The sequence below is a fragment of the Acinetobacter sp. SK-43 genome (assembly GCF_015351505.1).
Taxonomy (GTDB): Bacteria; Pseudomonadota; Gammaproteobacteria; order Pseudomonadales; family Moraxellaceae; genus Acinetobacter; species Acinetobacter junii.
In genome coordinates this window covers 26,140-37,842 of the sequence record NZ_JADKPY010000003.1, presented here as the reverse complement: position 1 = coordinate 37,842, position 11,703 = coordinate 26,140, and the positions used below count along the sequence as shown (strand labels likewise).

Sequence of the window (11,703 nt, the reverse complement as noted above, 5' to 3'; positions counted from 1 at the left end):
GCGTAACGCTCCTTTTTTTATACTGCCAATATTTCCTCTAGAAGTTCATCACTAGGCGCAAAGTAATAGGCACCATCAACTGCTGTAGTGAAATGTAATAGGCGATCATGAATGCCATCACCAGCAGTTCCGAACATACGCTGTAACATTGCATCAATAATATTTAGATCATTGGTATAGGCGACGAAAAATAAACCTTGTTCACCTTTGCCATCACCATATGGCAAGCTGTGACGGAGGATTTCCATTTCTTCACCCTCATCGTCCTCCACTACTGTGCGTGCAACATGAGAGTTTTCAGGTTTGATATCATCATCAAGTTCAATTGACTCTAATTTGGTACGACCAAATACTTGCTCTTGCGTATCAACTTTGAGTTGTTGCCATTTCGCTAAGTCGTGGACATAACGCTGAGCAAAAATAAAACTTCCATCCGCAAATTTGCCTGCGTGCTCAGGTAGCAGCGCGGCTTCAGCACGATCATCAGGAAATTGAGGGTTTTCAGTGCCGTCAATAAATCCTGTCATATCACGTCCATCAAAAAATCTAAAACAATGGCGTTCATTCAAGACTTCTACTTTGTCTTGAATGCCTGCAAAGAAAGCTTGACTGATTGAGAAGCAAATATCAGCACGTGCACTTGCAATATGAATAAATACATCTGCTGGTACAACAGGCATATTAAATGCGCCACTTTGAGGGTCGAGTTGTTTAAAACCTTCTGGTGTTTCAGTGCTGAGTTGTGCCCACAACTCAGGACCAAACGCAACAGCAGTTTTAATTTGATCATTTGGATGTTGGGTGATGAGGCGGTCGCGAGTTGACAGGAGAGCTTCAATCTGTTGTTTTAATTCAGAAATTGTAAGATCTTTTAAACGAAGCACAATAAAGCGTGCATGATCTGAAGGTAGTGGAAGAATGACAGATTGAGCAGTCATTAAAATCTCCTTAATTATTTTTTAATACAGCAAAAAACAATATTGTGCCTGATGATATAACTGTTTAATAGTTTATTTATTCTTTTTTACCTCATGAATTAGCAGAAAATTTCAGCAATAAAACAGTATAATTCCACTTTTATTTATCTCTTTTATATATGAGTTTCCATGTTTGGTTCGCCTTTATGTTGGCATGCTGGGTGATTAGTCTTTCTCCAGGGGTGGGGGCGATCGCTTCAATGTCGAGTGGTTTAAACTATGGCTTTAAGCATGGCTATTGGAATGCGATTGGCTTGCAGCTGGCTTTGATTATTCAAATTATGATTGTAGCCGCAGGGGTGGGAGTTCTTTTTGCGACGACACCGTGGGCGTTTCAGGTAGTGAAATGGTTTGGGGTCATTTATTTATTATATTTAGCTTATGTTCAGTGGACTGCCCCAGCTCAAAATATTGATATTCAAACCGAGCAGAAAAACACACCTGCTTTAGTACTGGTGTTTAAAGGATTTATCGTCAACATGAGTAATCCTAAAGCTATCGTTTTTTTGTTGGCTGTACTCCCACAATTTTTAGATTTAAACCAACCGCAGTGGATACAATATGTGATCATGGCGATTACAATGGTCGTGATTGATTTGATGGTGATGGCGGCATATACAGGACTTGCATCAAAAATCTTGAGATTACTGCGTTCACCTCGACAGCAAAAATATTTAAATCGAAGTTTTGCGGTGATGTTTGGTTGTGCAGCTGCATTGTTGAGTGCAATTCAGCAAACGAGTTAATCTTTTGCTGAAGACACGCTAAGAGATTTAAATTTTTGTGTTGCAAAAATAGCTGCGAATGTCAGTGCCATACACAAAACGATGCTTAATCCTGTAGCAATATTCAATGCTGCACTTGACCATAATCCAACGGTCACTCCAAATTGAGCAAGCATAAATGCCCAAATCACCATTTGTTTAGGGGAGTGAGCCAGTAAGCGAGCACTCAATGCGGGAATGACCAGCAAAGCACCCATCAGTAGAGAGCCTACTGCGCGAAGTGCCAACACGGTAAATAAAGCGAGAAGCAACATAAAAACTAGACGTTGCCATTTAGCATTCACGCCTTCACTGATTGCAATGTCAGGATCAATAGAAATCTGAATTTGTGCGGACCATGAGCGATAAAGAACAACCAATGCTGCAGCGATAACAATCGCAAATAAAGGTAAATCAGCCCATTCGATACTCAACAGATCGCCAAATAAATAGCTTAATAGTTCAGGTCTTAAACTTGGTAAATGCTGTATTAGAAGTAGGCCTGAGCACAGTAATGTCGCTGAACACAATGCCAATAGGGCATCATTTGGCAATCTTGAATCATGTAGAACCCATAAAATAGCGACTAAGAGTCCTGCTAAACAACCAACACCTAACCAAAAAGGCAGTTGAAGCATTCCTGCTATAGCAACACCGAGTAATGTGCCATGCGCCATAGTGTCTGCAAAAAATGACATCCTGCGCCAAAGCATCAGACAGCCTAAAGGTGCTGTGAGAAATACTAGTAATGTCCCCATGATCCAAGCAGGTAACAGTAACTCTAACCATTCCATCATCGCTTAGACCTTTGGTTCAGGGTGGATATGTGGACGAGGGTCATGCGTACAGGGTTCAACATGATCGCTATGCCCACAATGATTGTGGTGATGCTGATAAAACATGCGTTGAGTTCCAAAAATTGCTTGATACTCAGGATGCTGTTGAATGCTTTCAGGTAGTCCGCTACAACAAATGTGCTTATTGAGACAAACTACACGATGCGTACCTTGCATAACCCACTGTAAATCGTGAGAAACCATTAAAACAGCACAACCATAACGCTCTGGCAAACTACGTACGTATTCATACAGTTCGGCTTCTGATTGGATGTCTAAACCCTGCATGGGTTCGTCAAGAACTAAAATATCAGGTTGACGTAATAAGGCGCGAGCAAGGAGAACACGCTGACGTTCTCCTCCAGATAACTGCTGAACTTTAGATAATTGTAGTTTTGAAATCCCAGTGTCCTGAATAATTTCTTTGCGGAGATCACTTGCACATACTTCTAGATCAAGTAAGTCTTGGACACGTAAGGGCAGGCTGCTAGACGGATTAAATTTTTGTGGGACATATGCCATTTTTAACTTTTTAGCAAAAGTGACTTTGCCCGCGTTGGGTTGCATGATGCCAAGCAATACTTTGATTAACGTAGACTTACCAGCGCCATTCGGACCTATCAATGTGACGATTTCTTTTGCTTGTAAAGCAAAATTAACATTTCTAAGGATGTCTCGTTCATCTCGTCGAACCGAAATATTTTCAAGTTCAATCAATGAAGGGCTTATTGACGAGTGCTGCACTGATGACATTTTCCAGAGATTTCAATAATGCTGTGTTGCGCGATAAATTGATCAGATGTCGCCAATTGATCTAACTGTTGAATTAAGCCTTGAGCAGATGCTTCTTTTACAGAGTGGCATTCTGTACAAATCAAAAAAGCAGCTTGATGTCCTTCACGTGGATGGCAGCAAGGGATGTAAGCATTGATTGAGGTTAAACGATGGATTAAACCTTTCTCTAGCAGGAAATCTAATGTTCGATACACCGTCGGTGGTGCAGCAGGGCGATCAGCTTGACCTTTTATTTTTGCCAGCAGATCATAGGCGCCCATAGGGGCTGAGGCATTTAGAATGAGTTCAAGAACTTCTTTGCGTAAAGGTGTTAGTCGTGCGCCAACCGCAGTACATAAAAGCTCTGCTTCCGCAATTCTTGCTTTAATATCGTGATGACCGTGGACACCGTGCAAAGCATTATCATGTTCATGTGAACAAGAACTCATAACTTGACCTCATTGTTTTGCACATATCATAACATGCAAATGATCTATAACTATCTATATCGTGATCTTGATGATTATGATGACAAGGGGCTTGGAAAATAGACATAGGCAATTTTTAACTTTTGTTATATTATAACATGCTTCGCTAAGTTGAGTACTACTGTAATGTCACGCCTTTTAATCTTTGTTTTCTTTTCAATGTTTAGTACATGGGGGTGGACTCAAAGTTTAGTGGTTTCGACACATCCAATTTATTTGATCGCTAAGGAAGTAACACAAGGAATTGAAGAACCTGTATTACTTTTAAATGATCAAACTGGACATGATGTTCAATTGACACCTGCTCACCGCAAAGCGATTCAGGATGCATCTTTAGTGATATGGCTAGGCAAGGCACATGAAGCACCTTTAGAAAAGCTCCTAGGTCAAAATCGAAAAGCGATTGCTTTATTGGACTCAGGAATTTTAACGATACTTCCTCAGCGTAGTTTACGTGGAGCAGCTTTGGCGAATACGATGGATAGTCATGTTTGGTTGGAACCAAACAATGCAGTTCGTATTGCTTTCTTTATTGCGACTTTGCGATCACAGCAAAATCCTGAAAATAAAAATAAATATATGTCAAATGCAAAAAACTTTGCACAACAAATGCTACACGCTTCGCAAATATACGAGAGTACTAATAAGGCAAAACCATATTGGTCTTATCATGATGCCTATCAATATTTAGAGCGGGCGCTGAATTTGAAGTTTGCTGGAGCATTAACTGATGATCCGCATATTGCGCCTACAGCTGCACAAATAAAGTACTTAAAAGATAGTCGACCAAAGTCAAAAATGTGCCTATTGGCTGAAACTTCGGCAAGTTCAAGCCAATATCAGAAACTAAATCCCATTATCTTTGAATCAGTAGATGAAAGCATGAGAGGGGAGGATGATTTTGTGGTTGCTTGGAAAAAATTGGCTTCAAAAACCGATAAGTGCGTATTAAGTGCGCAAAAATGATGAAAAAAAATTAATTGAGTTGACTCTATCGTCAGAAAATATGGTAACGAAAAAAGCAGACTTAAGTCGAGAAAAGATTGCATGTTCAGGGGTGTAACTCTATAATGCCTGCGATTCGAAACGATCATCAATAAAACTTGTCAAGCAGTTACGCTGTAAGTGGGTAAAAAATGAGCCGAACTAGTCGCATGATTGACCGACGATTAGCAAAAGCTTTGGTCTTCTTACAAGCGTGTATGATTCCAGTGGCAGCTTTATTGGCTTGGCTTATTAAAGATACAACTGCTGCTTTAAGTGCTGCGCTTGGAGCTTTGGTCTGTTGGTTAGCACACTGTTATTTTGCTTGGCAGTCGTTCAGAACGGCAGGTGCCAGAGCATCAAAACAAGTCATGCTAAACATGTATCGAGGCATGCTTGGGAAGTTTGCGATTGTGATCGTTGGTTTTATATTAATTTTAAGCAATGTTAAACCGCTGTCACCGGTTGCATTGTTTAGTGGATTTATCCTCGTACAAGCGATGTCGTGGGTCGCGCCGTTTTGGGCGTCGCGTCTACAAAAACGTGGATAAAGCACATTTTGAGATTTTTGGAAGTAAAAACGAGATTATTGCAGTACGCATGGTTCGTTTAACTTCTTTTTAATGATTGACATTGACCAGGTGTGATTTATGGCTGCTGAAGAACATGCCCTGACTTCGACCGAGTATATCAAGCATCACTTGACCAATATGACCTATGGCAAAATGCCTGATGGTACATGGAAATTGGCTGAGACTGCTGAAGAAGCTCAATCGATGGGGTTCACTGCAATTCACTTGGATTCAATGGGTTGGTCTATCGGACTTGGTGTTATTTTCTGTTTGTTGTTCTGGACAGTTGCGAAAGCTGCGAATGCAGGTGTACCAACTAAATTCCAATCAGCGATCGAGATGATCATTGAGTTTGTGGACTCAAGTGTTCGTGATACTTTCCACGGCAAATCACGTTTAATTGCTCCACTTTCATTGACCATTTTCGTGTGGATTTTCCTCATGAACGCAATGGACTTGATTCCTGTAGACTGGATTCCTTATCTAGCTCAACAGATTGGTGCAAGTGTATTTGGTATGGACCCTCACCACGTTTATTTCAAGGTTGTTCCATCTACTGACCCGAACATTACTTTAGGTATGTCATTGTCGGTATTTGTGTTGATCTTGTTCTACAGCATCCGTGAAAAAGGTGTTGGAGGATTCGTTGGCGAGTTGGCACTTAACCCGTTTAATCCAAGTAACCCAGTTGCAAAAGCGTTATTGATTCCAGTGAACTTGATTTTGGAATTAGTAACTTTCCTTGCTCGTCCAGTTTCGTTGGCTCTACGACTGTTCGGTAACATGTATGCAGGTGAGTTAATCTTCATCTTAATCGCGTTATTACCGTTCTGGATCCAGTGGGCGTTATCTGTGCCTTGGGCTATCTTCCACATTCTTGTAATCACGCTGCAAGCATTTATCTTTATGATGCTGACCATCGTTTACTTGAGCATGGCAAGCGAAAAGCATTAATGGTATTGCCTAACTATCACCTGATGGTTGGGCTTAAATTTTAGTTTAATTTGGTAATAACCTAACCTCTGAGGAATTTTTCATGGAACTCACTTTAGGTCTAGTTGCAATTGCATCTGCTATCTTGATCGCTTTCGGTGCTTTAGGTACTGCGATTGGTTTTGGTCTTTTAGGTGGTCGCTTCTTAGAAGCTGTTGCTCGTCAACCAGAATTGGCTCCACAACTTCAAACTCGTATGTTCTTAATCGCGGGTCTTCTTGATGCTGTGCCTATGATCGGTGTTGGTATTGGCTTGTTCTTCATCTTCGCTAATCCATTTGTAGGTTAATAGCTTAATTCCTAAATCCACATATTGAGGAATAGCGAAATGAATATCAACCTCACATTGATTGGTCAAGCAATTGCATTTGCGATGTTCGTCGCATTCTGCATGAAGTTTGTTTGGCCACCACTAATCAATGCGATTAGTGAGCGTCAGCGTAAAATCGCTGATGGCTTAAACGCTGCTGAAAAAGCTAAAGCTGACCTTGCTGATGCGCAAGCACAAGTTAAGGCAGAGTTAGATGCAGCGAAAGCACAAGCGGCTCAATTGATCGAACAAGCGAACCGTCGTGCAGCACAATTGGTAGAAGAAGCGCGTACCCAGGCTGCGGCTGAAGGTGAGCGTATTCGTCAACAGGCGAAAGAAACTGTTGATCAAGACATCAATGCTGCTCGCGAAGAATTACGTCAACAAGTTGCTGCTTTGGCAGTTGCTGGCGCAGAAAAAATTCTGAACCAACAAGTTGACGCAGAAGCTCATAATGCCATGCTGACTCAGCTGGCTGCTAAACTATAAGCGAGGCGAAATATGGCTGAACTCTTGACGTTAGCACGCCCGTACGCCAAAGCAGCATTTGCTTATGCATCTGAGCAGAATGCAACTGACGCTTGGTCAAATGCGTTACAACTGCTCAGTGCTGCGGTGCAAGACGAAGCATTTTCCGCTTATTTAAATCGCCCTGAGCTGACTCCTGCGGAACAAGTAGGTCTTTTTGCGAAAGTTTTAGGTGAAGATCAATCTCAATCAGTGTCTAACTTTTTGACACTTCTTGCAGATAATGATCGTTTAGTTTTATTGCCTGAAATTGCTGCAGAATACGAATTACTTAAATCGCAGAACAACAACACGTTGGAGGTGGAGATTGAATCTGCTTTTCCAATGGATGCGACACAAGAGCATATTTTAGCTCATGCGCTTGAAAAACGTTTTAACAGAACTGTACATGTGACTGTTAGCGTTAATCCGGCGTTAATCGCAGGTGTTGTGATTCGTGCAGGCGACCAAGTGATAGATGACTCTGCGCTTAACAAGCTTGAAAAAATGCGGACTCGTCTTCTTGCGTAACAGCAAAAAGACTGAACTTAAAAAAGATTGAGGAATAGCGCAATGCAACAACTGAATCCATCCGAGATCAGTGCGCTCATTAAACAGCGTATCGGCGATCTGGACACCAGCGCGACCGCTAAGAATGAAGGTACCATCGTCATGGTATCTGACGGTATCGTGCGTATTCACGGTCTTGCGGATGCAATGTACGGTGAAATGATCGAATTCGACGGCGGCTTATTTGGTATGGCACTGAACCTAGAACAGGATTCAGTGGGTGCCGTTGTTTTAGGTAACTACCTAAGCCTTCAAGAAGGTCAAAAAGCTCGTTGTACAGGTCGCGTATTAGAAGTTCCGGTAGGTCCTGAACTTCTTGGCCGTGTCGTAGACGCTTTGGGTAACCCAATTGATGGTAAAGGCCCTATTGATGCAAAACTAACTGATGCTGTTGAAAAAGTAGCACCAGGTGTAATTTGGCGTCAATCAGTCGACGAACCTGTTCAAACTGGTTATAAATCAGTTGATACCATGATCCCTGTAGGTCGTGGTCAGCGTGAGTTGATCATTGGTGACCGTCAAACTGGTAAAACAGCAATGGCGATCGATGCGATTATCGCTCAGAAAAACTCTGGCATTAAATGTGTATACGTTGCGATTGGTCAAAAACAATCAACAATTGCAAACGTTGTACGTAAGCTAGAAGAAACTGGCGCTATGGCGTATACAACTGTTGTCGCAGCTGCGGCAGCTGATCCTGCAGCTATGCAGTATTTAGCTCCGTACTCAGGCTGTACAATGGGTGAATACTTCCGTGACCGCGGTGAAGATGCGTTAATTATTTATGATGATTTGTCTAAGCAAGCTGTTGCTTACCGTCAAATTTCATTGTTATTACGTCGTCCACCAGGTCGTGAAGCGTATCCAGGTGACGTATTCTATCTTCACTCACGTCTTCTTGAGCGTGCTTCGCGCGTTTCAGCTGACTATGTTGAGAAGTTCACGAACGGTGCAGTAACTGGTCAAACTGGTTCTTTAACTGCGTTACCGATCATTGAAACTCAAGCGGGTGACGTATCTGCATTCGTACCAACGAACGTAATTTCGATTACTGACGGTCAGATCTTCTTAGAAACATCATTATTCAACGCGGGTATTCGTCCTGCTGTGAACGCGGGTATCTCTGTATCGCGTGTTGGTGGTTCTGCTCAAACTAAGATCATCAAAAAATTGTCTGGTGGTATCCGTACTGCTTTAGCACAATACCGTGAATTGGCTGCGTTTGCTCAGTTCGCTTCAGATCTTGATGAAGCAACTCGTAAGCAACTTGAGCATGGTCAACGTGTAACTGAGTTAATGAAGCAGAAACAATATGCTCCTTACTCAATTGCTGACCAAGCTGTATCTGTTTATGCATCTAACGAAGGCTACATGGCTGACGTTGAAGTGAAGAAAATCGTAGACTTTGATGCTGCGTTAATTGCTTACTTCCGTTCAGAACATGCTGCGTTAATGCAACAGATCGATGAAACTGGTGATTATAACAAAGACATCGAAGCAGCATTCAAAGCAGGTATTGAGAGCTTCAAAGCGACTCAAACTTACTAAGTTTATCTTTAGTTAAGTTTGGTTCACGGATCAACCTTCGGAAGCTCGAAAGAGCTTTCGAATACTAGGTTAAGCGTATGGCAAATTTAAAAGAAATTCGCGCCAAAGTAGCTAGTATCAAAAGCACGCAGAAAATTACTCGCGCGATGCAAATGGTAGCTGCTTCTAAAATGCGTCGTGCGCAAGAGCGCATGGCTCAAGGCCGTCCGTATGCCGATAATATGCGCCGTGTAATTGCTCACTTAGTTCAAGCAAATCCTGAATATAAACACCGTTATATGGTTGATCGCCCTGTTAAGCGCGTTGGCTATATCGTGGTGTCTTCAGATCGTGGCTTGGCAGGTGGCTTGAACATTAACTTGTTCAAGAAAGTTGTGCAGCATGTCAAAGCACAACAAGAGCAGTCAATTGAAGTTGAATTTGCTTTGATTGGTCAAAAAGCGGTTTCGTTTTTTAAGAATTACGGCGGTAAAGTGCTTGGTGCAACGACCCAACTTGGCGACGCGCCGAGTTTGGAACAGTTAACTGGCTCTGTACAAGTTATGCTTGATGCATTTGATAAGGGCGAATTAGATCGTATCTACCTCGTTTCAAATGGTTTCGTCAATGCGATGACCCAACAGCCTAAAGTAGAACAACTTGTTCCTTTAGCACCAGCGCAAGCAGGCGATGATCTCAACCGTACTTATGGTTGGGACTATATCTACGAACCAGAAGCAGAAGAATTGTTAAATGGTTTGTTGGTTCGCTACATCGAGTCTATGGTTTATCAAGGTGTGATTGAAAACGTTGCATGTGAGCAGTCTGCTCGTATGGTCGCAATGAAAGCAGCGACAGACAACGCAGGCCAATTGATTAAAGACCTACAACTCATTTACAACAAGCTGCGTCAAGCCGCGATTACTCAGGAAATTTCCGAGATCGTTGGCGGTGCCGCTGCCGTTTAACATTATTAAGTTTGAATTGAGGAGACAGCAATGAGTAGCGGTCGTATCATTCAGATCATCGGCGCGGTTATCGACGTCGAGTTTGAGCGCAATAGCGTTCCTAAGATCTATGACGCTCTCCAAGTTGACGGTACTGAAACTACTTTAGAAGTTCAGCAACAGCTTGGCGATGGTGTTGTTCGTACCATCGCAATGGGTTCTACAGAAGGTCTTAAACGTGGCCTTAATGTAACTAGCACAAATGCACCGATTTCTGTTCCAGTGGGTCCTGCTACGCTTGGTCGTATCATGGACGTATTGGGTCGCCCTATCGATGAAGCAGGTCCTGTAGCGACTGAAGAACGTTTGCCGATTCACCGTCAAGCACCTTCTTATGCTGAACAAGCAGCTTCTACTGATCTTTTAGAAACTGGTATTAAAGTAATTGACTTACTTTGCCCGTTCGCGAAAGGTGGTAAAGTTGGTTTATTCGGTGGTGCGGGTGTTGGTAAAACCGTTAACATGATGGAGTTGATCAACAACATCGCGAAAGCACACTCAGGTCTATCTGTGTTTGCTGGTGTTGGTGAGCGTACTCGTGAAGGTAACGACTTCTATCACGAAATGAAAGATTCTAACGTTCTTGACAAAGTAGCAATGGTCTACGGTCAGATGAACGAGCCACCAGGTAACCGTTTACGCGTAGCGTTAACTGGTTTGACTATGGCTGAATACTTCCGTGATGAAAAAGACGAAAATGGTAAAGGTCGTGACGTATTATTATTCGTCGACAACATCTACCGTTATACACTTGCGGGTACTGAAGTATCAGCATTGTTAGGTCGTATGCCATCTGCGGTTGGTTACCAACCGACACTTGCAGAAGAAATGGGTGTTCTTCAAGAGCGTATTACGTCTACTAAGTCTGGTTCGATCACATCGATCCAAGCTGTATACGTACCTGCGGATGACTTGACTGACCCATCACCTGCAACAACGTTTGCTCACTTAGATGCAACAGTAGTATTGAGCCGTGACATCGCATCTTCTGGTATTTATCCAGCGATCGATCCACTTGACTCAACTTCACGTCAGTTAGATCCATTGGTTGTTGGTCAAGAGCATTATGAAATTGCACGTTCTGTACAGAACGTATTGCAACGTTATAAAGAGCTTAAAGATATTATCGCAATCTTGGGTATGGATGAATTAGCTGAAGAAGATAAATTGGTTGTTTACCGTGCGCGTAAAATCCAACGTTTCTTCTCTCAACCATTCCACGTAGCTGAAGTATTTACTGGTGCTCCTGGTAAATTAGTACCGCTTAAAGAAACTATTCGTGGCTTTAAAGGTCTATTAGCTGGTGAATACGATCACATCCCAGAACAAGCGTTCTATATGGTTGGTGGTATTGACGAAGTGATTGCTAAAGCTGAGAAACTCTAATTTAAGGA

The 11,703-nt window shown here is 42.3% G+C and carries 14 protein-coding genes; 10 read left to right on the top strand and 4 right to left on the bottom strand.

What is annotated here, in order from left to right:
- Positions 1 to 17 precede the first annotated feature (17 nt).
- Positions 18 to 938: a Dyp-type peroxidase gene (locus tag IRT38_RS02060; protein ID WP_194596831.1), complete on the bottom strand. Its 921-nt coding sequence runs from the start codon at positions 936 to 938 to the stop codon at positions 18 to 20.
- A 158-nt stretch (positions 939 to 1,096) separates the two neighbouring features.
- Between IRT38_RS02060 and IRT38_RS02055 the strand changes: the two genes are divergently transcribed.
- A complete protein-coding gene (locus IRT38_RS02055; RefSeq protein ID WP_194596829.1) occupies positions 1,097 to 1,723 on the top strand; it encodes a LysE family transporter in 627 nt (208 codons plus the stop codon).
- Here IRT38_RS02055 and znuB read toward each other — a convergent pair.
- Genes znuB through IRT38_RS02040 form a run of 3 tightly spaced genes read right to left on the bottom strand, consistent with a single transcriptional unit; the run spans position 1,720 to position 3,800 of the window.
- Positions 1,720 to 2,538, bottom strand: coding sequence for a zinc ABC transporter permease subunit ZnuB (znuB, locus tag IRT38_RS02050; protein WP_004905559.1), 819 nt, complete (start codon positions 2,536 to 2,538; stop codon positions 1,720 to 1,722). The two genes, IRT38_RS02055 and znuB, sit on opposite strands and share 4 nt — an antisense overlap.
- A 3-nt stretch (positions 2,539 to 2,541) precedes the next feature.
- Positions 2,542 to 3,330, bottom strand: coding sequence for a zinc ABC transporter ATP-binding protein ZnuC (znuC, locus tag IRT38_RS02045; protein WP_194596827.1), 789 nt, complete (start codon positions 3,328 to 3,330; stop codon positions 2,542 to 2,544).
- Positions 3,303 to 3,800, bottom strand: coding sequence for a transcriptional repressor (locus IRT38_RS02040; protein WP_194596825.1), 498 nt, complete (start codon positions 3,798 to 3,800; stop codon positions 3,303 to 3,305). Before IRT38_RS02040 ends, znuC begins: the two co-directional genes overlap by 28 nt.
- Before the next feature lie 165 nt (positions 3,801 to 3,965).
- Between IRT38_RS02040 and IRT38_RS02035 the strand changes: the two genes are divergently transcribed.
- The 9 genes from IRT38_RS02035 to atpD all read left to right on the top strand — a co-directional run bounded on the left by IRT38_RS02035 (position 3,966) and on the right by atpD (position 11,695).
- Positions 3,966 to 4,805 (top strand): metal ABC transporter substrate-binding protein, encoded by an 840-nt coding sequence (locus tag IRT38_RS02035; protein WP_194596823.1) that lies wholly within the window; start codon positions 3,966 to 3,968, stop codon positions 4,803 to 4,805.
- A 170-nt stretch (positions 4,806 to 4,975) separates the two neighbouring features.
- Positions 4,976 to 5,374, top strand: coding sequence for an ATP synthase subunit I (locus IRT38_RS02030; RefSeq protein ID WP_004956567.1), 399 nt, complete (start codon positions 4,976 to 4,978; stop codon positions 5,372 to 5,374).
- 99 nt (positions 5,375 to 5,473) lie between these two features.
- Entirely contained in the window at positions 5,474 to 6,349 is an 876-nt protein-coding gene (gene atpB, locus IRT38_RS02025; protein WP_004905552.1) for a F0F1 ATP synthase subunit A, read from the top strand.
- An 82-nt stretch (positions 6,350 to 6,431) separates the two neighbouring features.
- The gene (gene atpE / locus IRT38_RS02020) at positions 6,432 to 6,677 is read left to right on the top strand and encodes a F0F1 ATP synthase subunit C (RefSeq protein WP_000424060.1); all 246 of its coding nucleotides are present in this window, start codon (positions 6,432 to 6,434) and stop codon (positions 6,675 to 6,677) included.
- A gap of 39 nt (positions 6,678 to 6,716) precedes the next feature.
- A complete protein-coding gene (locus IRT38_RS02015; RefSeq protein WP_004905548.1) occupies positions 6,717 to 7,187 on the top strand; it encodes a F0F1 ATP synthase subunit B in 471 nt (156 codons plus the stop codon).
- 12 nt (positions 7,188 to 7,199) lie between these two features.
- Entirely contained in the window at positions 7,200 to 7,736 is a 537-nt protein-coding gene (locus IRT38_RS02010; protein WP_004905545.1) for a F0F1 ATP synthase subunit delta, read from the top strand.
- Positions 7,737 to 7,778: 42 nt separating this feature from the next.
- Positions 7,779 to 9,323 carry a F0F1 ATP synthase subunit alpha gene (atpA, locus tag IRT38_RS02005; RefSeq protein WP_004777723.1) on the top strand — a complete coding sequence of 515 codons (1,545 nt, stop codon included), beginning with the start codon at positions 7,779 to 7,781 and terminating at the stop codon, positions 9,321 to 9,323.
- 77 nt (positions 9,324 to 9,400) lie between these two features.
- The gene (gene atpG / locus IRT38_RS02000) at positions 9,401 to 10,270 is read left to right on the top strand and encodes a F0F1 ATP synthase subunit gamma (RefSeq protein WP_004905540.1); all 870 of its coding nucleotides are present in this window, start codon (positions 9,401 to 9,403) and stop codon (positions 10,268 to 10,270) included.
- A gap of 30 nt (positions 10,271 to 10,300) precedes the next feature.
- The gene (atpD, locus tag IRT38_RS01995) at positions 10,301 to 11,695 is read left to right on the top strand and encodes a F0F1 ATP synthase subunit beta (protein ID WP_004798063.1); all 1,395 of its coding nucleotides are present in this window, start codon (positions 10,301 to 10,303) and stop codon (positions 11,693 to 11,695) included.
- Positions 11,696 to 11,703: the final 8 nt, after the last annotated feature.

Excerpts from the sequence above, each read along its gene's own strand:
- atpA (WP_004777723.1), top strand. The coding sequence starts at position 7,779 with ATGCAACAACTGAATCCATCCGAGATCAGTGCGCTCATTAAACAGCGT.
- IRT38_RS02010 (WP_004905545.1), top strand. The coding sequence starts at position 7,200 with ATGGCTGAACTCTTGACGTTAGCACGCCCGTACGCCAAAGCAGCATTT.
- atpB (WP_004905552.1), top strand. The coding sequence starts at position 5,474 with ATGGCTGCTGAAGAACATGCCCTGACTTCGACCGAGTATATCAAGCAT.
- atpD (WP_004798063.1), top strand. The coding sequence starts at position 10,301 with ATGAGTAGCGGTCGTATCATTCAGATCATCGGCGCGGTTATCGACGTC.
- znuB (WP_004905559.1), bottom strand. The coding sequence starts at position 2,538 with ATGATGGAATGGTTAGAGTTACTGTTACCTGCTTGGATCATGGGGACA.
- znuC (WP_194596827.1), bottom strand. The coding sequence starts at position 3,330 with ATGTCATCAGTGCAGCACTCGTCAATAAGCCCTTCATTGATTGAACTT.
- IRT38_RS02030 (WP_004956567.1), top strand. The coding sequence starts at position 4,976 with ATGAGCCGAACTAGTCGCATGATTGACCGACGATTAGCAAAAGCTTTG.
- IRT38_RS02015 (WP_004905548.1), top strand. The coding sequence starts at position 6,717 with ATGAATATCAACCTCACATTGATTGGTCAAGCAATTGCATTTGCGATG.
- atpG (WP_004905540.1), top strand. The coding sequence starts at position 9,401 with ATGGCAAATTTAAAAGAAATTCGCGCCAAAGTAGCTAGTATCAAAAGC.
- atpE (WP_000424060.1), top strand. The coding sequence starts at position 6,432 with ATGGAACTCACTTTAGGTCTAGTTGCAATTGCATCTGCTATCTTGATC.
- IRT38_RS02060 (WP_194596831.1), bottom strand. The coding sequence starts at position 938 with ATGACTGCTCAATCTGTCATTCTTCCACTACCTTCAGATCATGCACGC.
- IRT38_RS02040 (WP_194596825.1), bottom strand. The coding sequence starts at position 3,800 with ATGAGTTCTTGTTCACATGAACATGATAATGCTTTGCACGGTGTCCAC.
- IRT38_RS02035 (WP_194596823.1), top strand. The coding sequence starts at position 3,966 with ATGTCACGCCTTTTAATCTTTGTTTTCTTTTCAATGTTTAGTACATGG.
- IRT38_RS02055 (WP_194596829.1), top strand. The coding sequence starts at position 1,097 with ATGAGTTTCCATGTTTGGTTCGCCTTTATGTTGGCATGCTGGGTGATT.